This is a genomic window from Mucilaginibacter sp. 3215 (assembly GCF_050433785.1).
GTDB lineage: Bacteria > Bacteroidota > Bacteroidia > Sphingobacteriales > Sphingobacteriaceae > Mucilaginibacter.
Genome location: NZ_JBNPWO010000007.1, coordinates 181,941 through 205,128 on the forward strand (window position 1 = coordinate 181,941; position 23,188 = coordinate 205,128).

Annotated in this window: 20 protein-coding genes; 2 read left to right on the plus strand and 18 right to left on the minus strand. The window is 43.0% G+C overall.

Annotated features, from left to right (window positions below):
• Positions 1–5: 5 nt before the first annotated feature.
• The 3 genes from ABIC84_RS14600 to ABIC84_RS14610 all read right to left on the minus strand — a co-directional run bounded on the left by ABIC84_RS14600 (position 6) and on the right by ABIC84_RS14610 (position 2,650).
• The gene (locus ABIC84_RS14600; protein ID WP_175489907.1) at positions 6–182 is read right to left on the minus strand and encodes a DUF3606 domain-containing protein; all 177 of its coding nucleotides are present in this window, start codon (positions 180–182) and stop codon (positions 6–8) included.
• Between the two features lie 496 nt (positions 183–678).
• Complete coding sequence (locus ABIC84_RS14605) at positions 679–1,974, minus strand: sugar MFS transporter (RefSeq protein WP_429264000.1); 1,296 nt, start codon at positions 1,972–1,974, stop codon at positions 679–681.
• Positions 1,975–2,005: 31 nt separating this feature from the next.
• Positions 2,006–2,650 (minus strand): carbohydrate-binding family 9-like protein, encoded by a 645-nt coding sequence (locus ABIC84_RS14610; protein WP_429264001.1) that lies wholly within the window; start codon positions 2,648–2,650, stop codon positions 2,006–2,008.
• A 252-nt stretch (positions 2,651–2,902) separates the two neighbouring features.
• Here ABIC84_RS14610 and ABIC84_RS14615 point away from each other — a divergent pair, with 252 nt between their 5' ends.
• On the plus strand, positions 2,903–4,246 hold the full coding sequence (locus tag ABIC84_RS14615) for an FAD-binding protein (protein WP_429264002.1): 1,344 nt from the start codon (positions 2,903–2,905) through the stop codon (positions 4,244–4,246).
• A gap of 88 nt (positions 4,247–4,334) precedes the next feature.
• On the opposite strand, the gene ABIC84_RS14620 is transcribed toward ABIC84_RS14615, so the two are convergent.
• From ABIC84_RS14620 to ABIC84_RS14640, 5 genes are all read right to left on the minus strand, one after another.
• On the minus strand, positions 4,335–4,745 hold the full coding sequence (locus ABIC84_RS14620; protein WP_429264003.1) for an RNA recognition motif domain-containing protein: 411 nt from the start codon (positions 4,743–4,745) through the stop codon (positions 4,335–4,337).
• Positions 4,746–5,258: 513 nt separating this feature from the next.
• Positions 5,259–6,083 carry a DUF4097 family beta strand repeat-containing protein gene (locus ABIC84_RS14625; protein ID WP_426589151.1) on the minus strand — a complete coding sequence of 275 codons (825 nt, stop codon included), beginning with the start codon at positions 6,081–6,083 and terminating at the stop codon, positions 5,259–5,261.
• Between the two features lie 10 nt (positions 6,084–6,093).
• Positions 6,094–6,957 carry a hypothetical protein gene (locus ABIC84_RS14630; protein ID WP_429264004.1) on the minus strand — a complete coding sequence of 288 codons (864 nt, stop codon included), beginning with the start codon at positions 6,955–6,957 and terminating at the stop codon, positions 6,094–6,096.
• 13 nt (positions 6,958–6,970) lie between these two features.
• Positions 6,971–7,786, minus strand: a complete 816-nt coding sequence (locus ABIC84_RS14635) for a zf-HC2 domain-containing protein (protein WP_429264005.1) — start codon at positions 7,784–7,786, stop codon at positions 6,971–6,973.
• A gap of 12 nt (positions 7,787–7,798) precedes the next feature.
• Positions 7,799–8,347 carry a sigma-70 family RNA polymerase sigma factor gene (locus ABIC84_RS14640; protein WP_199719685.1) on the minus strand — a complete coding sequence of 183 codons (549 nt, stop codon included), beginning with the start codon at positions 8,345–8,347 and terminating at the stop codon, positions 7,799–7,801.
• 181 nt (positions 8,348–8,528) lie between these two features.
• Between ABIC84_RS14640 and ABIC84_RS14645 the strand changes: the two genes are divergently transcribed.
• Entirely contained in the window at positions 8,529–8,891 is a 363-nt protein-coding gene (locus tag ABIC84_RS14645; protein WP_429264006.1) for a SnoaL-like domain-containing protein, read from the plus strand.
• Between the two features lie 83 nt (positions 8,892–8,974).
• Here the strand turns inward: ABIC84_RS14645 and uxuA are convergent, their stop codons facing one another.
• The 10 genes from uxuA to ABIC84_RS14695 all read right to left on the minus strand — a co-directional run bounded on the left by uxuA (position 8,975) and on the right by ABIC84_RS14695 (position 23,185).
• A complete protein-coding gene (uxuA, locus tag ABIC84_RS14650) occupies positions 8,975–10,168 on the minus strand; it encodes a mannonate dehydratase (protein ID WP_429264007.1) in 1,194 nt (397 codons plus the stop codon).
• Positions 10,169–10,947: 779 nt separating this feature from the next.
• Positions 10,948–12,618, minus strand: coding sequence for a hypothetical protein (locus ABIC84_RS14655; RefSeq protein WP_429264008.1), 1,671 nt, complete (start codon positions 12,616–12,618; stop codon positions 10,948–10,950).
• A 384-nt stretch (positions 12,619–13,002) separates the two neighbouring features.
• A complete protein-coding gene (locus ABIC84_RS14660) occupies positions 13,003–14,301 on the minus strand; it encodes a sensor histidine kinase (protein ID WP_429264009.1) in 1,299 nt (432 codons plus the stop codon).
• Entirely contained in the window at positions 14,285–15,658 is a 1,374-nt protein-coding gene (locus ABIC84_RS14665) for a sigma-54-dependent transcriptional regulator (protein ID WP_429264010.1), read from the minus strand. The genes ABIC84_RS14660 and ABIC84_RS14665 overlap by 17 nt, the downstream gene beginning before the upstream one ends.
• 21 nt (positions 15,659–15,679) lie before the next feature.
• Positions 15,680–16,870, minus strand: coding sequence for an ABC transporter permease (locus ABIC84_RS14670; RefSeq protein WP_429264011.1), 1,191 nt, complete (start codon positions 16,868–16,870; stop codon positions 15,680–15,682).
• 31 nt (positions 16,871–16,901) lie between these two features.
• A complete protein-coding gene (locus ABIC84_RS14675; protein ID WP_429264012.1) occupies positions 16,902–18,137 on the minus strand; it encodes an ABC transporter permease in 1,236 nt (411 codons plus the stop codon).
• Positions 18,138–18,162: 25 nt separating this feature from the next.
• The gene (locus ABIC84_RS14680) at positions 18,163–18,828 is read right to left on the minus strand and encodes an ABC transporter ATP-binding protein (RefSeq protein ID WP_429264013.1); all 666 of its coding nucleotides are present in this window, start codon (positions 18,826–18,828) and stop codon (positions 18,163–18,165) included.
• Positions 18,829–18,915: 87 nt separating this feature from the next.
• On the minus strand, positions 18,916–20,373 hold the full coding sequence (locus tag ABIC84_RS14685; protein WP_426589170.1) for a TolC family protein: 1,458 nt from the start codon (positions 20,371–20,373) through the stop codon (positions 18,916–18,918).
• 332 nt (positions 20,374–20,705) lie between these two features.
• Positions 20,706–21,950 (minus strand): efflux RND transporter periplasmic adaptor subunit, encoded by a 1,245-nt coding sequence (locus ABIC84_RS14690; RefSeq protein WP_429264014.1) that lies wholly within the window; start codon positions 21,948–21,950, stop codon positions 20,706–20,708.
• 452 nt (positions 21,951–22,402) lie between these two features.
• Positions 22,403–23,185, minus strand: coding sequence for an NIPSNAP family protein (locus ABIC84_RS14695; RefSeq protein WP_426589174.1), 783 nt, complete (start codon positions 23,183–23,185; stop codon positions 22,403–22,405).
• Positions 23,186–23,188 lie beyond the last annotated feature (3 nt).

Below are 23,188 nucleotides of genomic sequence, written 5' to 3' on the forward strand. Positions count from 1 at the left end.
TGATACTATTTGTTATTCAAAAATTTGGCTACCGCGGCGGCTGAATTTCCAACGGCACGTACCGCTGTTTTTAACCTTTCCGGGCGAACACCAAATTTGTTCGCCCAGTACTCAACCTCATAATTTTCGCTGGTATTGATGAGGCTGTTGTCATGCAATCCCGCTTTGTTCCTGTTGTTCATGATTAGTTTTATGATTGATATATTAACAGATCGGCCAATTAAAGGTTTGATTATTAATTAATAAATTATTGTAATAAAATTTATTAATCAGCATCTGCTTACTCCCACTCATCACTTTGTTCAGCGTAGTTTGGCATCATCATATAAACCAGTATGGCAAGGCAGGCAAGCAATACCAAGCGGGTTACCCAGAATATAAATGTTTCCATAGTTATTTTTTTAGATGTTTTAATTTGGTTTGCTGTAAAAACTTATGCATACCGCGTGCCGTTTATCAACTATTTAAATACCAACAAGTTACACCAATACCACTAATTAAAATTGACCATATTTCGAGTATCGACGATTATATAACGATTATTAGTGACAAGCAACCAACCCTTATATTGGTGCTATAAACAGTTTTTAAATCGCATTCAGGACAGTTTCAAACAACAAAGCCTGAGAAGTTTCGCTTCTCAGGCTTTTAGATAAAACGCTTAAAAGAATGTTACGATCAGGCTTTTATGTTTTGCCTGCCTGCCTTATGCCCTATTGTGGAATAATAAAGGATAAACAGGTAAATAGGAATAAGTAAAATATAGGCAGACTGCGCCGAAAATTTTTCAGAAAAATAACCGTAGAGCGGGGGTAAAACAGCGCCGCCTGCAATACCCATAACCAATAATGAAGACGCTATTTTAGTAAAGCGGCCTAAACCGGCCAATGCCAGCGGCCATATAGCAGGCCACATTAACGAATTGGCCAAACCAAGCAATGCAATACAAAATACCGATGCGTAGCCGTGGGTTAACAATGTTGCAATGGTTAAAATGATACCCAAAATTGCCGAAGCTACCAACGCTTTTTGTTGTGTGATCAGTTTCGGGATACAGAAAACACCAACCAGGTAACCAACGATCATGGAGATCAAAGTACATGATGTAAAAAATTTAGCTGTTGATAATGGGATATGCTGAGAAGTACCGTAAAGTGAAATTGAATCGCCGGCAATAACTTCGGCACCTACATAAACAAAAAGGGCTGCTACGCCAAGCATCAAATGCGGAAACTGTACAATACTTGTTTTATTGGTATTTGCGGCAGCTACGGTTTCGTCTTCATGCTCGGTGTTGATCTCGGGTAATGATGAAAAATAAATAAGAATGGCCAGCAAAATCAAAACTACAACCATGATACTGTAGGGCATAATTACCCTTGATGCCAGCTCATTTAACTCCAGTGCTTTTTCTGTTGCACTTAAAGTTTTAAGCTTTTCTGTTATCGAATCAATATTGGCGAGTACTACCGTACCCAAAATAACGGGTGCTAAGGCGCCGGCAATTTTATTGCAGATCCCCATGATACTAATTCGCCGGGCAGCAGTTTCGGCAGGCCCCAAAATAGTGATATAGGGGTTTGAAGCGGTTTGCAGCACGGTTAGCCCAGTGCCCTGAACAAACAAGCCAATTAAAAATATCCCGTAAGTACGGGTCATTGCAGCGGGGATAAATATCAATGCACCTATGGCCATTACAAACAAGCCTATGGCCATCCCGTTTTTAAATCCAAACTTTTTGATGGTTTTTCCGGCGGGAATACCCATAACAACGTAAGCAATATAAAAAGCTGTAGTTACAAAATACGCTTCCTTGGTAGTCAGCTCGCACGCTATTTTTAAGTAGGGAATGAGTGTTCCGTTCATCCAGGTTACAAAACCAAAAATGAAAAATAAAGCGCCGATAATTACAATTGGATTTATCGCTGATCTTTTTACCGGCGATTCGATTACTGAACTTGTTGCCTGGGCCATAGTATGTTATTTTATTTAGAGGTATTTTATTTTAAATGAACTTTATTGTACCAAAAAACTGCGGCAAATGAAAATCAGGCACGGAGCTATCTATGTTGCTCCAGCTTATAAAATGCGGTTCGGGCAGGTCATCGCCGCATTTAAAAAAGTTTGCCCGGCTGGTTATGCCATTCAATGTTTGAATATCATGATAAATAAAAACATCAAAAGGAACCAGCAACGTTAGCTCCCATTTATTAAAACTGGCTAAATCTTCAGCCCAATTTATCTTACTTAATACTTTTATGCCACTCAACGTATCATCAGGTACAGCCAGCCTTCCATTGCGGTCTTTGCCAAAACCAACCAATGCAGTCCCGAGGGCATTAAATTCCAGGTTGTAATAATTTTGGTCGTCAGCAAAACTTATAAAAAGTTCTACGCAGCTATCTTTATAAACCGGATCATTTACTGTTTTATAAGTTGCCTGTGTATACTGCTCTTCTACAAAATATTTTAGGGCGACACCGTTTTCGACATGAGCTATTGAAAAATTAACTGATGGGAAATATCCGGTATCGCTCCATAAAAGATTATCGATAGCGTACTTTTTTCCTTTTTCGAGCAAAACCGATAGCTCATCAAGGTTATTTTCATTGTAAGTACCCGGAATAAAGGGGGCGTAAACTTCCTTCACTGTTATTTTATAAAATGTTTAGTTTCAATTTACCAAAAGCGCATCCCAAATCAATGATTCATGCAGAATTAATGCGCTAATGTTAATTTTTCTACCAAAATAAACAAAAAGTTTATAAATTATTTAATAATCTCTATTTACTTATTAAAAAAATATAAAAACTTTTTAATCCTTGTACTTACCGGAGAACCACCTGCAATTTCTCTTTCAGTTCTACTTTATAATTAGCTACCTTGTACTAACCAATTTGTTATGAAAAGAAAAACTTTCATTCAATTAAGTACTACCTTGATGGCGTCTCCCTTATTATCATCATTCGAATCATTCGCGCAACAACCCCGCCTGCAAAACTGGTCGGGTAATTTAACTTACAGCACAGGCAATGTATTTTACCCAAAATCGATTGAAGAGGTACAGCAGCTCATTAATAAACATGATAAAATAAAAGCATTGGGCACCAGGCATTGCTTTAATAATATCGCAGACAGTAAAGATAACCTGCTCTCCACGCGCGACCTGAACAAAGTGGTATCCATCGACAAGCAAAATCATACAGTTACGGTTGAAGGAGGTATAAAATACGGCGAGCTTGCCCCGCATCTCGATAAAGAGGGCTTTGCGCTGCATAACCTCGCCTCGTTGCCCCATATATCAGTAGCAGGCTCAATTACAACGGCAACACATGGCTCGGGCGTAAAAAACGGTAACCTATCAAGCGCAGTAGTGGGGCTGGAAATTGTTAAAGCCGATGGCAGTATCGTTCATCTTTCAAAAGCAAAAGATGCGATAAAGCTAAATGCGGCCGTGGTTGGGCTTGGAGCATTGGGTGTAATCACCAAAGTTACCCTGCAAATACAACCAACTTACATGATGAAACAGCATGTATTTACAGGCTTGCCTATGAGCGAGCTAAAGCAGCATTTTGAAAAAATTGTTTCGGCCGGGTATAGTGTTAGCCTGTTTACCGACTGGCAAAGTGACCATATTAACGAAGTTTGGATAAAAAGCCGGATGGGTACCGATAAAGACGAAAACCTGAAGGAATTTTACGGAGCAAAAGCAGCTACAAAAAACCTGCACCCAATTATAGGGCTCTCTGCCGAAAACTGCACCGATCAAATGGGCGTTCCGGGACCATGGTATGAGCGGCTGCCGCATTTTAAAATGGGCTTTACCCCAAGCAGCGGAAAAGAGCTCCAATCGGAGTTTTTTGTTCCGTTTAACCACGCTGTTGAAGCAATTGAGGCAGTGGCAAAATTGGGCAAACAAATTGGCCCTCATCTCTTCATCACCGAAATCCGCACCATTGCTGCTGACGATCTGTGGATGAGCCCTGCCCATAATCAAAAATCGGTGGCTATCCATTTTACCTGGAAACAGGAAACAGAAGCTGTATTGAAATTGCTCCCACAAATTGAACGGGAACTTTCGCCATTTAAAGCAAGGCCACACTGGGGTAAAATCTTTACCATCCCTGCTAAAACATTAGCAGCACGTTACGAAAAGATGGATGCTTTTAAAGCTCTGGTAGCCGAATACGATCCGCATGGAAAATTCAGAAACCAATTTTTAGCAAACGAGCTTTATACTTCCTGAAATCAATGGGCTAAGGCTGCAGCTAATTAAAAAATCAATTTATTAGCTTTTAGCCTTATGCTTTTTGCTTTAAGCTTTTCGAAAAAACTTATGGCTGCTGCCTGCGCGGGCGTTTTGCTCTTACCGGGGCCGCAGCCTCCTGCTGTTCATAGCGGTTATTTTCGCGCGGAAAGCGGGGCTTATTGTAACCTTGTGGTTTTACCTTGTTAAAACCGGGCTTAGGTTTTGAAAATTGCTGCTTTTGTTGCGGCTGGTGCTTTTGTTCTGCTATCCTCACGCTTATTTCACGCTCATCGATAGTAGCACCATTCATAGCGTCAATTGCCCGCTGGGCTCCTGCCTCGTCGGTCATTTCTAAAAAACCATAACCTTTACTAATGCCACTGTCTTTATCGGTGATTATCCGCACGGTGCTTACCGTGCCATAAGCACTAAACAGTTCAACAAGTTCAATTTCTTCCATGTCTCGCGGAAAACCCACGATAAAAAGTTTAACCATACTATACTTTGTAATTGCAACAGGTAACCAGTGAGCAAATATAGTGCACAAAAATGGTTTAGCCTATTGTTCAACGGTCAGTTGGGTGCTTATTTGAAAAAAAGCGTTCCGTTTTTTGTAACGGAACGCCAGGTTTACACAAATTTGTATAAATAAACTGTATTGAGTTAAGTCCTATTCTGACCTAATTTCTTCAATTTATTATTTCACCTCATATTCAAGTACTTACTTTTAAGTGATCGGGCTACAATTTAAATATAAACAGGTATCAATACCTTTCGGCATTGTATGCAACAGATGGATATGATCAGCCTGCCAGTCATTGTATTGTATGCCGAATGTCATTTACAAACTTGATCGTTCTATTTTATTTTGAATGTACCCTTAAAACTTTGAATGATCAGGTATCTACCCAAATTCGCCGACAAAATTCCCCACAGGTTCCCCAAATCCTTCTTTTATCATTTTTTCCTTTCGGGGCCTTGGATTTAAATCATCTGCAACACCGCCCCATTATTTTGCCTTACGGATATAGATACTGCCGAAAGTAGTTTTCATCAACAATTCGGGACCGCCGCCGGCTATTTTTCCATAAACCCAATCTTCCATCTTCAAACTATACATTCCTTTTTCACCGGTATTTTTGGTAACAACCGGTTTACGTTGCTCGGTAACCACATCAAAGTCAGTAAATATTTCACCCTGGTCTGATTTTAACTTTACGTTAGCTTTAAGACTTGCCGGGAACGTAACATCAACCTTACCGTTAAGCGTTGAAAATGCCATGGCCGCTTTTGCATCAATACTTTTAAAGCTCACCTCAACATTGCCGTTAACCGTATTGGCTACAACAGATCCTGATATATTATTTAGTTTGATATAGCCGTTAACATTCCTTATTTCCAGGTCGCCGCCAATGTTGCTTGCATTGATATTCCCATTATTTACGGTCGATAGCTTGACGCTGCTGCTATTCATGGGTACTTTAATAGTTAGATTGGTGGTTTTATTAGGACTGCCATGAACGTTTACCTGATTGTTATTTTCCTGGGCTTGCACATCAAGATTGCCCCCGGTTGGTAAACGCCTCATCCCGCCCGGCGCCGCTTCCTTTTCACGGTGCTTTCTTTCTTCACCCTGGGCATCAATAATGATATCTTTTCCCTCGTAACCTGTAATCGTGATTGAACCATTGATCAGTCCCACTTCCAGTTTATACGGTTTCCCGGGATCACTTAATGGTACAACTAACTGTCCCTTTTCTCCGTCCTGCGCCCAAAGCCTCGCGCTTAGGAGCATAGTTAATATTAATGTTCCTGTAAATTTTATCGTTTTCATATTGTTCTTTTTATTGTTGTTTTTTTATATAAATATTGCCGTTAAGGGTTTCAAACTTAAATAGCTTTCCTCCTGCCCCTATCCGTACACTGTTATTTTTACTTAGCTTGTAGGTGGTACCGCTGCCGCTTTTAGATTCAGTTTTACTAACCTTTGTCGGTAGTACTTCGGCATTCGGAAAATCGGTATAAAACTGTCCGTTCATACTTTTAAATTCAAGATCAGCTGCCAGGTTAGCCGGGTAAGTTACTTCAAGCTTACCATTAAGTGTATAATAGCTTGAAGCATCGGGTGGCACCGACAGGTAAGTTACATTAAGCGGCCCGTTAATAGTATGTGCACTGGTTGTACCTTTGGCATTGGCAATGGTTATGCCGCCGTTTACATTGTTTACTTTTAATGCCCCATATACATCTTTAACTTCAACATTACCATCGTTTACGGTTGATACGCACAGGTTCATACCATAGGGCACTTTAACAGTATACTCTAATTTTACCGTATAGTCTATATGATGACGATCCTCCCGGTTCCAATTGCGGCGCGGGCGGGTATCGTAGGGTTCGGCTGTGTAAGCGATTATGCTATCAGCTTTTTGATCGAATCCCAGTTTAACTTCTTTTTTCCCTTGTTCTACATCGGATGACTCTTTACCCCTGATGGTTTCATCTACCTCAATAGATACCTGGTTGCCCGAATATCCCTGAACAGCTATAGAGCCCCAGATATTGTAAATGGCCAGTGTAGTGCCCGAAGCCGCTCCCTGCAGGGTAAATTGCTTGCTAACATGTTCCTTAAAATCCTGAGCATGGACCGAAATTTGAACAAGGCAAAGCCCCAGACCTGTTAAAACAGGTAATAGTGATCTTTTCATGATTTGGTTTATTTTAAATAAGTTGTGTTATGGTTTGTTTGATTTTATCGCGAACGCCATGATCAAGGTCTTTTTGTTTCAGCAATTCTTTAAATGATTTTACTGATCGTTTTTCCTGCAGTTTCAGCATCACATCGGCAATGGCCAGTTGCATCAGCGGCGAATCCTGCTCAACTATTGATTTGATGAGGCCTTCCCGTACTTCCGGATGACCGGCAAGCTGAGTAAGCGCGTCAAGCGTGCTGAGGCGCACATTTACATTTGGATCGTTGTTCAGCGTAGCCAGTAGGGCGTCTATTACCTGCTTATCTGCATGTTTAATCTCGCTGGTATAGCTTACCCCCCTTATGCGCTCAGATGCTGAAGGATTTTCAAGCAGGGCCAGCATCATGGTTTGTTTAAGCTCATGCACCTGTGAACTTAGGGCTTTCAGTTGCTTATCCTGATCATCGCTTTTATATTTTCCGAAAAACAGGTAACCAGCTCCTACTAAAAGCACCACCATGGCCAGGTTATAAGCCATTGGCCAGCGGGGCTGCCACTCCCAGATCCAGCTTACCTGGTATTTAATATCAGCCCATAAACTCCTTTGCTCTTTCACCGATTCCTTGTAAGTATTCAGCATGGCATAAAACTTCACTCCCATATTGGCCGATGGTTCGGGCGTTTCGATTTGACCCATTGTATCCCACATTTGCTGAAGTCCCTGCAGCTCTTCGCGACAATTGGCGCAGCCTGCAATATGGCGCTCTAAAGCCCCACTTTCTTCAGGACTTAATTCTTTGTTTATCCAACCGGTAAACAGCTCCTCATATAACTCACATTTCATCTTATTACTGTTTTATCGTTCCATTTTTACATAAATACTTTTAAGCTCCTGCATAGCGCGATGGATGCGCACTTTTACCGTACCTTCGGTCATGCCCAGTATTTCGGCTATCTCCTGGCATTTCAGTTCCTGGAAACGGCTCAGGGCCAAAATTTCCCGCTGGCTTTCACTTAGTTTTTCCATGGCCCGGTGCAGTTCGGCTTTGGCTTGCTTTTTTTCAAATTGCTCATCGGGCACAAGGCCTCCGGCTATGGTTTCGGCTGCTTCCACGCCCTCATGCTGTACCTGCTGTTTGTTTTTTCGCCAGTGATCTTTTAACACATTGCGGGCGATAGAGTACATCCAGTGGATATATTCGCCGGTGCCGGTAAACGTGTGCCGGTATTTGAGCATTTTGTAAAAAACCTGCTGTACCATGTCTTCGCTCAGCTCGCGCTGGTAGGTCATGTGGAACAGAAAACCATACAACTGCCGATTGTAGCGTTCAAAGAGCATACCCATCCTGTCAAGGTCGCCGGCTTTCACCTTTAGCATAATGGCATTGTCTGTAAGCGTGTTCAATCAGTTTGTAATTATGTATATACCTTAAGTACTTCGGCGGCGTAAAATGGTTACAGAAAATTTTAGTTTTTTTTCGGAAGATGCAATTGTAGATCAAACTTAACAGAAATTTAAACCAAACAGGCAATTGGTTTGAAGTGTTATTAACTAACTTTATAACAACAATTAAAACCATAAGATCATGACCACCACCGAAGTAGCAGAAAAATTAGTACAGTATTGCCGCGAAGGCAAACACACCCAGGCTATTGATGAGCTTTATGCAGATAATATTGTGAGCCGAGAGCCAAAAGGTTCGCCGATGGAGCTTACTGAAGGTAAAGAAGCCGTTAAAGGCAAAACAGAATATTGGTATGCCTCGGTACAGGAGATTCATAGCGGCGAGGTATCTGACGCGATAGTTACCGGTAATTTTTTCGCGGTAACCATGGATATGGATGTTACCTATAAAGAAGGCGGCCGTATGCCAATGAATGAAATTGCGGTTTATGAAGTGAAAGACGGAAAAATTATAGCCGAGCAGTTTTTTTATAATATGGGCTAAGCGCACCTAACCAATAATAAATGACAAAGGCCTTCGCTCTCCGCAAAGGCCTTTTGTTTTTATCTTCGGAGCAATAAAGATCACTATTCCATTGAGCGGATAATACCCAGCTCAAGCCCTCTTAATTCGGCAAGACCGCGAAGCCTGCCAATGGCCGAATAACCGGGATTAGTTTTCTTTTTAAGGTCATCAAGCATCTGGTGACCATGATCGGGGCGCATAGGGATACTTAATTTACGCTGTTTCATAACCTGTACCAGCTCTTTTACCACGGCGTACATATCCACATCACCCTCCAGGTGGTTATCCTCATAAAAATCGCCAAACTCATTGCGGCGGGTGCTGCGCAGGTGAATGAAATTGATCCTGTCGCCAAATTGTTTTACCATGGCAGGCAGGTCATTATCCGGTCTTACGCCGTAGGAGCCTGTGCAAAAGCATAAACCATTGTTTAATGATGGTACAACCTCAATAAGCGCGTTGATATGTTCGGCGGTGCTTACTACCCTTGGCAGACCCAAAATGGCGTACGGCGGATCGTCCGGGTGGATAACCATTTTTATATTATTGGCATCGGCAACCGGGATAACCTGCTGCAGGAAAAAGATCAGGTTTTGCCTCAGCCTTTCCGCATCAATGCCGTCATAGGCAGCAAGGGCTTCCCTGAATTTATCCAGCGTAAAGCTTTCTTCGCTACCGGGCAGGCCGGCTATTATATTACGCTGAAGAAGTTGCTTGTCATCGTCGCTCATGGCATCAAAACGGGTTTTGGCGCGGGCAAGTTCATCGGCGGTATACTCATTTTCGGCACCTGCTCTTTTGAGCATAAATACGTCGAATGCAATAAAGGCGGCATTTTCAAAACGGAGGGCTTTTGAGCCGTCTTCAACTGTAAAAGCGAGATCGGTGCGTGTCCAATCAAGCACGGGCATAAAGTTATAGGTAACGATATGGATCCCACAAGCGGCCAGGTTTTGCAGGCTTTGCTTATAGTTTTCAATATATTGCAGGTAGTCGCCGGTTTGGGTTTTGATGGCTTCATGCACGGGTACGCTTTCAACTACGTCCCAGGTAAGCCCGGCAGCTTCGATGATGGCCTTGCGCTCGTTAATGGCCTCAATTGTCCATACCTGGCCGTTGGGTACCTGATGCAGAGCACTTACTACGCCTGTACATCCCGCCTGCCTGATATCGACCAAACTTACAGGGTCATTAGGGCCATACCAGCGCATGGTATTGATCATGCTGAAGGTATTGCTTGTATTGGTATCACTCATTTTATATAGTAGTAGATTTAATATTCAAAAACAGGGTGTTCAATTTTAGAAAGGTTGAACACTTCAAAAAAAACCAATATTGATAATCAAGCACTTAAGTGTTCAAAGCATCACGGCAAAATAACTAAAACACTAATAATCAATAAAATAACATTTAACAACTTATTTTATTGAACACCTGATTTTTAAAAATTGAACACTGACACAGCCATGTCAGTAAACACATATCAAGCTGCAATTATCACGCGTCAATAATCGTTATATTTTTTTAATCGATTAACAGTTAATTGCAAATTATTTTGAGTTACGAATACATAATGGGGATTTCTTCACGCATTCCCGGACAGGTTAAGAAATGATCGCCACGGGTTTGGGAATTCGGCAGGTTGAAAAGTGAATAAGTGAAACGGGGAAAGACTTACGAAGTTTTGAAAACTTCGTAAGTCTGGGTTCTATAGCTTATTATGGGTAATAACGAAACATACTCTTGCCCTGTATAGCAGTTCTGCATATTGAAGAAGATCCTTCGCTACTCAGAAAAAATGGATGTCATGGATAGCCAGTCGAAGCATGGTGGGCAAGGCCTCTGCACACGACCCTTCGACTGGCTACCCATGACAACTTAAAAAATGGGTGTCATACTGAGCCCGTCGAAGTATGGCGGGCAGGCCTCTGCGCGCGAGTCTTCGACAGGCTCAGACTGACAGGCCCTCTTTTGTCATTTCACCTTCAAAGGCCCCCGGATTTAAACACTCAGGGTGACAAGCCCCCCTCTTGGTTTACGCCCAATCAAAATCAACCACCCTGCCGTTTAGTTTCCATTTGGTTGGCAACATGGTTTCTATCCAATCTAATGGCTGGCCAAGTGGCTGTATTTTAGCGGCCTGTGCAAATGCTATTTTTACGGCTTTCTTTTGCTCTTCGCCCATAGCCTCGGGTTGCCCGGAGATGAACAGCGGCGCGCCACTTTCGGCTAATAATTGCAGCCATTGTTTGTTCCTTTTCCATTCAATATCTTTAGTAAGACCCACGCAATCGCCATCTACCGCATAAAAGGCATTGTGCTGCGGCAGGCGGAAAGCGAGCGTGTTAACGCCCATTTTACGGGTACGCGCCCATTCATGACCACTGGTATCATCGCCGATACGGCAAAGTTCAAATACCCCGGCCGACAGGTGGCTCATCGTATTACAGCCAATCACATAAATGCCATCACCCGCGGCTTCACGGATGGAGCGGTACAGGTGCAGGATGATCTCGGCATTGGTCTTGTTCCTATCGTTAAAATGCCAGCCCGGCGAAGTAAAGCTATCCTTCATATCAAAACCCCAGCGACCGGAGATATCATAAGTTGAAAAATCGTGCTTCACCATTTCGTAGCCCCATTGCTTGTATACATCGAAGTTATGTTGGATGCGTGCTATATTTTCGGGGATAGTTGGGTCGAGTGTCGGGTTTTTAGGATCATCACGGCCGGGAATCTTTGGCGAAAGCAAGCTGGCTTTTTCATCGTGCCTTGCGCAAAGCGGGCGCATCCATAAGCCTGGGCGCATACCTAATTTTTTGATCTCATCGCCCAGCGCATGCATATCCTTAAACTTATCATTGGGCTTTGAAAAATCATCATTCCAGCCACCATCACCGGGCAATAATGGCGAATAAGTGGCCCAACCGGCATCAATTACCGAAAATGGTTTGTTGCTATGATCGGTAACCAGTTCGGCCATCATCGCAGTGGTTTTTTTGATAAGTTCGGCCGAGTTGTTGCCATAGGCAAAATACCAGTCGTTAATACCATATACCGGTTGTTTGGGGATCCGCGGCTTTTCGCACATTAGTTTACAAAAGCGATGGGTCGCGGCAAAAGTATTCTCTCCTGTTTTAGCATTGGTAGTTATGATATCGGCAGCATGCAATTGCCTGTCGCCCAGCAACACACCTACCCCACCCGAAGTTGTATCCAGGGTAAGTTCAATGCTGTCATTATTTACGCCCCACCAGCAAATACTATTAGCACCGGTTTTTACCCCGAAGCATGCCGTTTGTTTATCGTCGTGTATAATTACATACCATGGATTTTTGATGCCGGCAGCTATGGTTTTCCATTGCAGGTCCCCGTAAGATCGCTCCCAATGATCGCCCAGGAATTTAGCAGAAGCAGCGGTGTTGTGTTTCCATTTTAAGCGTACAGCATTTAATTCCTGCTTTGGTGATGAAACATATACGCCAAGTGCATTGCCGTTTGTTTTTAAACTTACGCTGATTTCTTTATGGCTGTAGTGAGACCCGTTTGAGGCAGTGAGTTTAACCCAGTCGGCACCTGATTGTGCCCAAACTTCATCGGGACCGCTCATGATTGCAGCTCCGTTAGAGGCCGAATAAGTAAGTTTACTGAAAAGCATGGCAGCCGATGTAGCTGCAGAAAGTTTTATAAAATGCCGTCTTTGCATAGTAAATGTGGTTGCAGTGATTATCTGTTAAGGTAACATTTAAATTGGTTTACAACATTACTAAAAGGATTAAGCAAAAACTAATACAATGTTGAATTTTTATTGAAGTTACCCGCCACGTTCTTAGCCTGCTTTTGCCACGGCGGCCGGAGGCCGCTTTATAGTTGCCACTCGGCTGGGGCCGAGCGGCGGCGGAGATATTGATTTTTTATGTCATTGCGAGCGCAGCGCGGCAATCTCGTAGCCAATGCTTGTCCGATGTGCATAGCTACGAGATTGCCACGTCGCCCCAAATGCTTTTGCCTGTGCCGCTCCTCGCATTGACATAACTTTTATTAGAATACAACCATCACATCAATATTTATAGCCCCGTCGCCTATGTTATCAAAAATAAACCACAAACTCAGTTTGCCTTTCTGCAACAGTTTTTAATGAAAACTCAAAGCCGTGGTTCAGCATGATCTCGCGTACCAGGGTTAAGCCTATGCCCTGCCCGTCTTTTTTGGTGCTGAAGAAGGGGGTAAACAGGTTGGCATTTTGTTCGGCTGTAATACCTTTACCTGTATCGGTGATAATGAGGTTTTTTTCTTTGGGATTGATGGTAAAGGTTACTGATCCCTGGTCATCAATAGCCTCAATGGCGTTTTTTACAATGTTGATGAATGCCTGCTCCAGTTGTTGTTCATCAGCCATGATATTAACCGGTTCTTCGGGTAAATGAAGGACTAACGCCACATTTTTTTCTTCAGCACGGATATTCATCAGCTTTACTACCGAAGCTAAGAGCTTTTGCAATACAACCGGTTGTTTGTTGGCCGGCGGCAGCTTCACCAAATCGGCAAAATTGCGCATGAACAGGTTGAGGTTTTGGTTCCTGTCCATTGCAACCTGCAGGGCGTCTTTTATCGGGTCGAAATAATGACCAGCCCAAAGCTTGTCGGTTTTCATGGCCGATTGCATGATGGAATTAACCGGGCCGATGGTATTGTTCACCTCATGCGCCATCATCCTGATCACTTTACCATAAACCTTTTTTTCGGCTGCCAGGATCTCAGCGGTCAAATCCTCCAGCATAATAAAATGGCGCGAAAATCCCCGGTCGATAAAGTGCGATTTCTGCAGTTTGAATGAGTTGATCCCATCCAGCTTAACCACCATAGTTTCGCCCGATTTAAGGGCTTTGATCTGTGCGAAGAGCGGGTGTTTCAATTCTCCGATCAGTTCACCTATCAGGTCTTTTTCGCTCATGTTCAGCGCCTGCAGCGCTTTAGGGTTTACCTGTTGTACACGGTCATCAAAATCAAGGATGATGATCCCCGTTGGCGAAGTATGGATCAGCTTTTCTAAAAAGAAATGCTGCTGCTCCTGTCGTGTCCGTTCGGTTCTTAGCTCGTCCATCATTTGGTTATAAACATCAATCAGCGCGTCAACCTCGTGCTTACCTGTTGAAAGGAATTTCACATTAAAATCTTTGTCTTTAATAGCCTCAACGCCCTGCATCAGCATTTTTAGTGGCTGAATGAGCTGCCGGTAAAGCTGCAAGGCGATTACCGAAGAGATGATCACAACCACCTCCGATATGATAAAATAGATCTTGTTATCTTTGAAAATAAAATAAGTAAGCACCAGGGTTAGCAGGTGCAGGATCACTACGAATAAAATGTATTTAGTCCTCAGCTTCATCGTACGGGATCTGGTATTTCTCGAGCCGCCGGTACAGGGCGCTGCGCGTAAGCCCCAAAGCAGCGGCCGCCTTGCTTATCTTGTTTTTATGATGATCTAAAGCCCGTTTTATCATCTCTACCTCAACCTCTTCTAAAGTTAATGTGCCCACGCCCGGCAACTGGATACTCCCCTTTTTTATGGGCGACATTTCCAGCTGCGACCGGAAGTCATCAATGCCCAGTTCATCCCTGCGGCTCACCAAAATGGAGCGCTCCACCAGATTTTTCAACTGCCGTATATTGCCCGGTAAAGGCAACTGCTGTAACCACTTCATAGCCGATGGTGCTACCGACAAATTGGGCCGGTTATAGATCTGCTTTAAGTTATTAATAAAAAAGCTAACCAGCAATGGGATATCCTTTGGCCGCTCGCGCAGGGCGGGCAGGTAAACAGTGATCAGGTTGATTCGGTACAGCAAATCCTCGCGAAAAGTACCCCGGGCCACCATCTCGTTAAGGTTTTTATTTGTGGCGCAAACAACACGGGTATCAACGGTTTTGGTGCGACTGCTGCCCAATACTTCATAGGTGCGGTCCTGCAATACGCGGAGCAGCTTTACCTGGCTGCCGGCATCCAGGTCGCCTATTTCATCTAAAAAAATGGTGCCTTTGTTGGCCATTTCAAAGCGGCCTACCCTGTCAAACCGGGCATCGGTAAAAGCACCTCGGATATGACCGAACATTTCGCTTTCAAACAACGATGTTGAGATGCCACCAAGGTTTACTTTAATAAACGGCTTATTACGGCGCAGGCTATTTTGGTGAATGGCCTCGGCTATCAGCTCTTTACCTGTGCCGCTTTCGCCCATGATCAGCACCGATGCATCGGTTGGGGCTACCCGGCCAATGGTTTCCAGGATATCGAGCATCCGGGGATCTTCGCCTACAATATTTTCAAAATTGTAGGTTTTATCCAGCTGCTTACGGGTATGGTGTTCGGTCTTTTTATCCTGCAGATCGAGCAGGGTTTTAACCGATTGAATAAGGTACTCGTTATTCCACGGCTTATTGATGAAATCATTGGCGCCCAGTTTCATACCTTTAACTGCCAATTCAATGCTCCCCCAGCCGGTGATAAGAATCACGGGGATAGCGCTGTTAAAAGCTTTGATCTTTGCAAGCAGTTCTATACCCTCCTGTCCTGATGTATCTATCGAAAAATTAAGATCTAAAATGACCAACTCAGGAGCCTTTTTCTTAATGATCTTCAAGGCTTCGGCAGGCTCATCGGTACCTGCAGCATCATACCCCTCGCTTTTTAGCAGTAGGATCAGCGAGGTGCGTACGGCAATATCATCATCAATAACCAATATCATAACAGGCGGTTAATATCGTAATTATTCTTCGTGTAAAGCAACAGCCGGGTAAATAGCCGCGGCCTGTTTGCCGGGGTACAGCGAACAAATGAGCACCAGTAGGTAAATAAAAACAACCGACAACAAAATAGCCATAATGTAAACGGTGGCCGGCATATCAAAAACATTCATCAGCGGGAACTGCACCGCAAAAAACGAACCCACAACTAATGATATTGTAGCTAATATCAATGATTCGCTCACCAGTTGCCATGATACCGATTTACCAGTTGCGCCAATTGCCCGCCTTAGCCCGATCTCCGAGCGGCGCTTGTTAATATTATACCATAACACACCAAACAAACCCAAAGCTACATTGATAATCAAAAAAGTAGCCACTACAAGCAAAATGATGGCCGGTACAATGGATACCTGATTTATCTTTTTAAGTTTATTATCTAAATGCTCTATTTCTACATTTGACTCTTTCATGGCGTTCGATACGGTTTTGTACAAACGGCTTTCAAAAGCAGCGTCGGCAGTAGGGCGCACCTTTACCAGCATAGTACCTATCCACTTGAATGAGCCGGTATCTAGTCTATTATAAAGGCCAAGGCCGGCAGGTTTATAATCACCTCTTATTTTCATATCGGCCACTACGCCAATAATGCGCATTTTATCGGCTTCTTTATCTTTTTCATTACCTAAAATCTTACCTATAGCGCTTTCTTTTCCAAATACCTCTTCCTTAAGCGATTGATTAATAACCACGGGCTTATTTTTGTATACTATATCCTGTTTGCCAAACCAACGCCCTTCAAGTACTTTAACTTTCACAACATTTGGATAATCATTATCCGCTGTAAAAAAATCAACGCTATTAAGATGTCTCTTTTTATATTCAACTCCGCCATTGCTTTGGTTAAACGAAAAGGGCGAGTTACTGCTTACAAAGCTCGCATCCTCAATTTGAGGCATTGATTTTATAGTTTGCTTTAAAGTTTCATAAAACAAGCTCAATGAATCGGCACGGGTTGATTTGACAGAATTACTATAATTAATTACCCAAACCTTGTCATAGTCAAAGCCCATAGCGTTTTTGTAGTTACTGTAGTAATACACAACCAGTGTGAATACTGCGAAAATCACCATAAAGGAGATCAGCATCTCGGAAATAAGTAGAAAGTTTTGTTTCTTTTTATTCCAGATTAGTTTAAATAAATGCTTAAACATAATACTTTGATTAAAATGTCAATTGATTTTATTACGCCTTTAAAGCCGTTACCACGTTGAGCCGCGACATGCGCCAGGCCGGATATACGCCCGATAGTAGTCCGAAGAAAATACAGGTGAGCAGGCTGTAAAACAACACGGTAAAGTTTAAAGTAAGTTCAAGATGGGCTATAAGATTGGCCCCGTTAATTATTTTTATAACAATAACAGATAATACCACCCCGATAAGCCCACCTAAAAATGTAAGAATAATATTTTCGATAATAAACTGGTAAACCAGTGTTTTTGACGAAGCACCAAATGCCTTACGAACACCAATCTCCGACGAACGCTCCATAATGCGGGTGATGTTGATATTCACCAGGTTTAAGGTTGGCAGCAGTAAAAACAGGAAAACGAATATAGATATGATGACAACGAACGTGGCCATCCCGGAATTCTCCTTTCTACCGGCCATAGTACGCACGAGCGTGTTAAAATAACTATCGGCATAACAATACAGGTGGTTAAACTGCTTGTCTTTCATCGAAATGCGAGAGATAACATTTGCGAACTCGTTTTTCATTTTGGGAAGATTGTCTTTTGAATTTCCCATTAAAATAGCCGAATAGTTGCCGCCGAAATCTTTATTCCTGTAATCATTTTTAGATACGGTATACGGCAGGTAGATATCTGCATAAAGGGTAAACAAAGTTGCAGGAACATCTTTAACCACGCCTAAAACCCGGTATTTAACATTATCTGCCTCGATGTATTTACCAACTACTGATGGTATATCGCCAAAGTAATCCCTCCGTGTATCTTCAGATATAACTGCTACCTTTTCGGCATTATCAATTTGCTGTTTTGTAAAGGGCCGTCCTTCTAAAAATTGGTAATCAAGCACATCCCAATAATCGGCGTTGGCAAATTTCAGGCTGATACTGATCTTTTTATTATTCACATACGTATTGGTAAAAGTGAACATTGATGAAATGGCGACCTTTGCCGGTGTTTTCATACTGGCCGCATAGTGATTGAGGAAGTAAAACGACATGGGCCCTTTATTCATCCCCTGCGTTTTATCATCAAACTCCTCATGTTCAATCACATATAACGACCTATCGCGCTTGTTATCCGGGTAATTAGGACCAAACATCTTATCGGCAAAAGAGGTAACTACCATTAATATGGTAAGTGTAAAGCTGATGCCAAACAAGCTGATAAATGTAAAAAACTTGCGGCGCTTAAGTACCGCTATGGCTATTTTAAAATAATTTTTAAGCATAACTTCTAATGTTAAAACCGGTTAATTACTGAACCTGGGCGCCATCAAACAGGCGTACCAAACGGTGGGTTTTATGGGCCATATTTTCATCGTGGGTTACCATTACTATCGTAGTGCCGTCATTGCGATTAAGGTTCAAGAGGATCTCCATAATTTCGTTGCCCATGGCGCTATCCAGGTTGCCGGTAGGCTCGTCGGCCAAAATAATTTCGGGCTTGCCTACAATGGCCCTGGCTATGGCCACACGCTGCCGCTGACCACCAGACAGTTGTGTAGGAAAATGTTTCAAACGGTTAGCAAGCCCTACCTTTTCCAGTGCTTCGGCAGCCAGCTCACGGCGCTGTTTGGCGGTGGTATCGCGGTAAAGCAACGGCAGCTCTACATTGTCAAGCACCTGCAGGTCGTTAATAAGATGATAGCTTTGAAAAATGAAACCTAGCTTTTTATTCCGGAAAGCTGCCAGTTGCTTATCATTCATACCTTCTGTTTTTTGATCGTCAATCCTGATCTGTCCTTTTGAGGGCGCGTCGAGCAGGCCCATGATGTTAAGCAGGGTGCTTTTGCCACAGCCCGAGGGGCCCATGATGGATAAAAATTCGCCTTTGGCAATGTCAAGGCTTACGCTGTTCAGGGCCAGGGTTTCTATGGTATCAGTACGATATACCTTTTCAATGTTTTGTAAACGTATCATGAGTGATTAATTATTGATTTAATGAATTAGTGATTTAGTGATTTTTATCGTTTATGTGTTTAGGTTTCTGTTAAATAAATTATTGATTTAGTTATAGGTGATTTTTTTATTTGTTTCAAAATCATAGAGCGAAAGGTAGCGCAACTGGTAGTAAGCTCCCCAAAAATCACGGAGGGCGGCTACATAATCGCGCTGGGCCTGGTCGTTTTCGCGGAAGGCTATGCCAAGGTCGGTAATGCTCAGGTCGCCTAAAACATAGCGTTCACGTGCTATCTGGTATTTTTCGGCGGCTATGCTATCGGCCTGCGCGGTATAAACCAGTTGTTCTTTCATTACATTAAAAAGCGATACCTGGGTTACTATCTGCTGTTTAAAAGTTTGTTTATCCTGCTCAACAGCATACTCGGTAAACTGCTGGTTGGCCAAAGCCGTTTTGGCTCGGGATTTGGACCTGCCCCAATCCAGTATCGGTATAGAAAGCTGTACCTGCAGCAATTGCTGGTTTTGAGGGTTCTTGTATACATCAGGAATATTGGTAGCTGTATTTGAAAAGCCCAGGCTGGCGGTAAGCGTGGCGGTTAAACCATTTTGCCCTTTGGCTTTAGCCACATCGCGTTTTGCTTCTGCAATACGGCGTGAAAAAGCGATTGCATCCGAGCGGTTGGCGTAAGCTTCGGCCAGCACCTTATCTGATGAAACGGTCATCTGGCTAATATTTTTCGGTACTACCAGCACTATCCGCTCACTCCCCTCCTGCCCCGTAAAACTGCGCAGGTTCAGTGTAGCAATCTCCATATCGCGCCTCGCTGTACCAACGGCTTTCTGCGCGTTGATCTTTTCCAGCTGCAATTGCAGGATTTCGTTTTTAGATACCTTTCCTAACTCGTACTTGAGATTGGCTACCTTTAATATCCCCTGGGTATTAGTTAAGTTGGTTTCGGCGATTTTGAGGTTTACCTGGGCCAGCAGCAGGTCGAAAAAGTACCCTTCCACGTCAACAGCAATCTTTTCCTGGGCTTCAATGTAAACCTGTTTGCTTTCATTAAACTTTAAAGGCTCAATTTTTTTATCCCATTTAAGGCTGTTGAACTGAAACAGCGGCTGTGAATAATTTATACCGTAAGGGATACCGTTATACAATACATTATGCCTGTCAAAATCATCAAACCGCTGTAATTGTGTAGTACCATAAATAGTACCGCCGGTAGCAGTAATACTTTGGCTAAAGTTAAGCTGTAATGATGAGTTATCGTTATGAATAGGCTGGAAAAGTATAGTACCGTCAGGCTGCTGCACCTGTGAAAATGTTTTGGTATAGCCCGGTAAAGTACCGCTTAACGCCAGCTGCGGCTGGTAGTTTGATTTGTAGGTGCGGTATTCCCAGTACTTGGTTTCGCGTACGGTAGCAGCCTGCTTGGCGGCTATTGAATTGGCTTTGGCCATGTCAACCACCTGCTGCAGCGTTAGCCGCAGGGTGTCGGCGCCACTGTGAGCCAGCGCTCCTGTGGTTATGGTTAATAATAATATGGTGTATAGAAATTTCATGATGCCTGATTCTATTTTCAATCGTCATTGTGAGGAACGAAGCAATCCCCGATTAGCAAATCCGCACTGTATTGTTCGCGATTGCTTCGTTCCTCGCAATGACGGGTTCGTTTTTAATTTGTTATGGTTATCCTCGCCGTTGTTGGTGTTGTCACCAACAACTTTTTACCCCAATAATTTTGTAATCACGGAAAACCGTATTCAAAAGCCTGGCGTAGAGCTGTTGGTGACAACACCAACAGCGGCGGGAGGAACGAAGCAATCCCAAACTGTGCAAATCCGCTCTGTAAGTCGGGGATTGCTTCGTTCCTCGCAATGACGTGGTTGTTTTATTATTTCACTGTCACTTCCATCGAGTTTTTATATTCGCTCATATCGGATGTGATCACCACATCACCGGGTTTTAAGCCGTCCCGGATCTCCACATAGTCAAAATTGGTGAGACCGATATGTACCGTGCGGCGTTCGGCTTTACCATTGTTTAGTACAAAAATGTCCTGAACAGAAGGGCCTTTAAATGCCGGGCCATTAGCCACGCGCATAATTTTATTATGTGTAGCCGTCACCAAAAAAACGTCGACTTTCATATTGGGCCGGAGCAATTTGCTGGCCCGGTCATCCAGCTGCACATCAAACGAAATGATGCTGTTTTGTACCGATGGGGATATATTGCTTACATGCCCCCTTAGCTGGGCATCATTGATCCGCACTATAACCGGCAAGCCGCTATGCAGCTGATCTGCAGAGTTATCAGAAATACTGCCCTGGATCCTGAAACTGCCCAGGTCGGCGATACGGGCCAGGGTTTCACCTTCGTGGATATTGGCGCCAATATTTTTGTTTACATAAGTGATCACCCCTGCCCGTGTTGCCACCACATTGGCCAGGTCAAGTTTGCGTTGTAATTCTTTAAGATCATTCTGCTGGATATCTGCAGCTATTTCGGCTTCTTTAATCTCCAGCTGCATGGTTTGCTGCTTGCTTTTGATCTCGTTTTCCAGTTGCTTTTTTTCAAGCTGTGCAACTTTGAGGTTAAGCTCAGCTTGTTCAATATTTTCGCGGGTACCGCCACCTGCTTTATACAGGCGTTTAGCATTTTCAACGGCATCGGCAAGGTTGCTGATGTGGAGTTGCTTAATATCGTTGTTTGATTGGATGTCGTAGAAGCTTTTGTTCAGATCAAGCTTGAGTTTGCTGATCTCGGTGCGTTTGGTTTCGAGCTGGAACTTCTGTTTTTCAAAATCGGTTTGGGTAGCCGATTTATCCAGCGTTAATATCGATTGGCCGGCTTTAACCTTATTACCGGCATCCATCAGCGCACTTTTGATGGATGCATTTATCGGGCTGGTGATGATCTCTTCAAATTCCGGCAAAACTTCGCCGGTGGCATTGATGGTATTTTCGATATTGCCGATTTCAACTTTGGCGGTTGTAATTTCGGCCCTGGTAATGGTTGATTTAATATATCCCCGCAAAAGCATTACGGCAAGCACCAAAACAGTTATGCTGACAATGATGACTACCGCGCTTTTTTTGCGTTTGGCAGCTGTAACTTCAAGTGTAATTTCCTTATCCATTGTGATAAATTTGGATAAGGTTTTGCAAGAGCTATACCAATGTTAAAACATTAATCACCAATAAGTTACATGTTTTTAATTTTGAAAAAGTGATCGATATCGGACAAAATATTCAATACCGACCGTTGATTGATTTTTGATTGCGTTGATGGCGCTGATTTATTTTTATACCGTTGAGTTGTTCCAGACGGAGATGTTGTGTAACCCTGGCACACTAAAAATGCAATTCATTTAGATGCTGTTTAAAAATGAGAGGAATCTCTTTTGTAGAGACGCATAATTGCGTCTCCCACATGCAATTTAAGATACTGCATTTGATCTGACCTGATTTGCAACCAGGAGACGCAATTATGCGTCTCTACATTCAAAACAGTCATTTTTAAATAGACTCTTAGATACTACAAACCTTTTGCACCTCTGGTGCAAGTCCATACGTTGAACCTGCCGGCAACCTAAAAATCAGAGTAATCTGCCGGACGGAGAAAGATAATATCAGCATGGGAAACGTTATGCTGGTACTCGGCTTTAGCCGAAAGCGTTTTCCAGTAAGTATCTTTACCAAAAGTGTCCCAATGTTTGTCCCGGTCTTCTTTACTGTTAAAAGTGGTCATGTACATTAAATTAGGCATATGACTGCCCGCAATAACCTCCGAATAAAAAACGGCATTAAAACCAAGCCGTTTAAACAGGCCTATTTCATCGCCTACATTAAACATGGTTACCTTATTGACATTATATTTTTCGGTAGGACTTTCGTAGCTGCGCAATTCATAAACCCTATCGGCTTTGTTAGCGGTCAAATTAGGCACCGCTGTTGAAGGCATGCCCGGAAAAGCCTGCAGTATAATTGTTTCCAAACGGGTATAAGGCTGCTCATTATAAGCGGCGTCAATGTAATCCTTTCCATCGGCAAGATACGCCGCATCGGCCTGTAACTTTTGATCGATACCCATTAACTTATCCCATGATTGAAAGGGTGTAAATACATATAACAGCTTCGCGGTATCTACCTGGCTTATGGGTTTAAATACGCCTACATTTTTAATACCGGCCCGGTGCAGCGCAGGTATATAAGCTTGTTGTAAATATTTTTCAATGGTACTTTCCTGTGCCTGGGTTTTGTAGTGATATATTTTAAGCTGATAATAGTTGCGCGCGGGCGCATTTGCCAATGCCACTGCAGCGATAAATAAACAGGAAAAAAAAGCGATAGATGATTTAACAAAAAGGTTCATAAT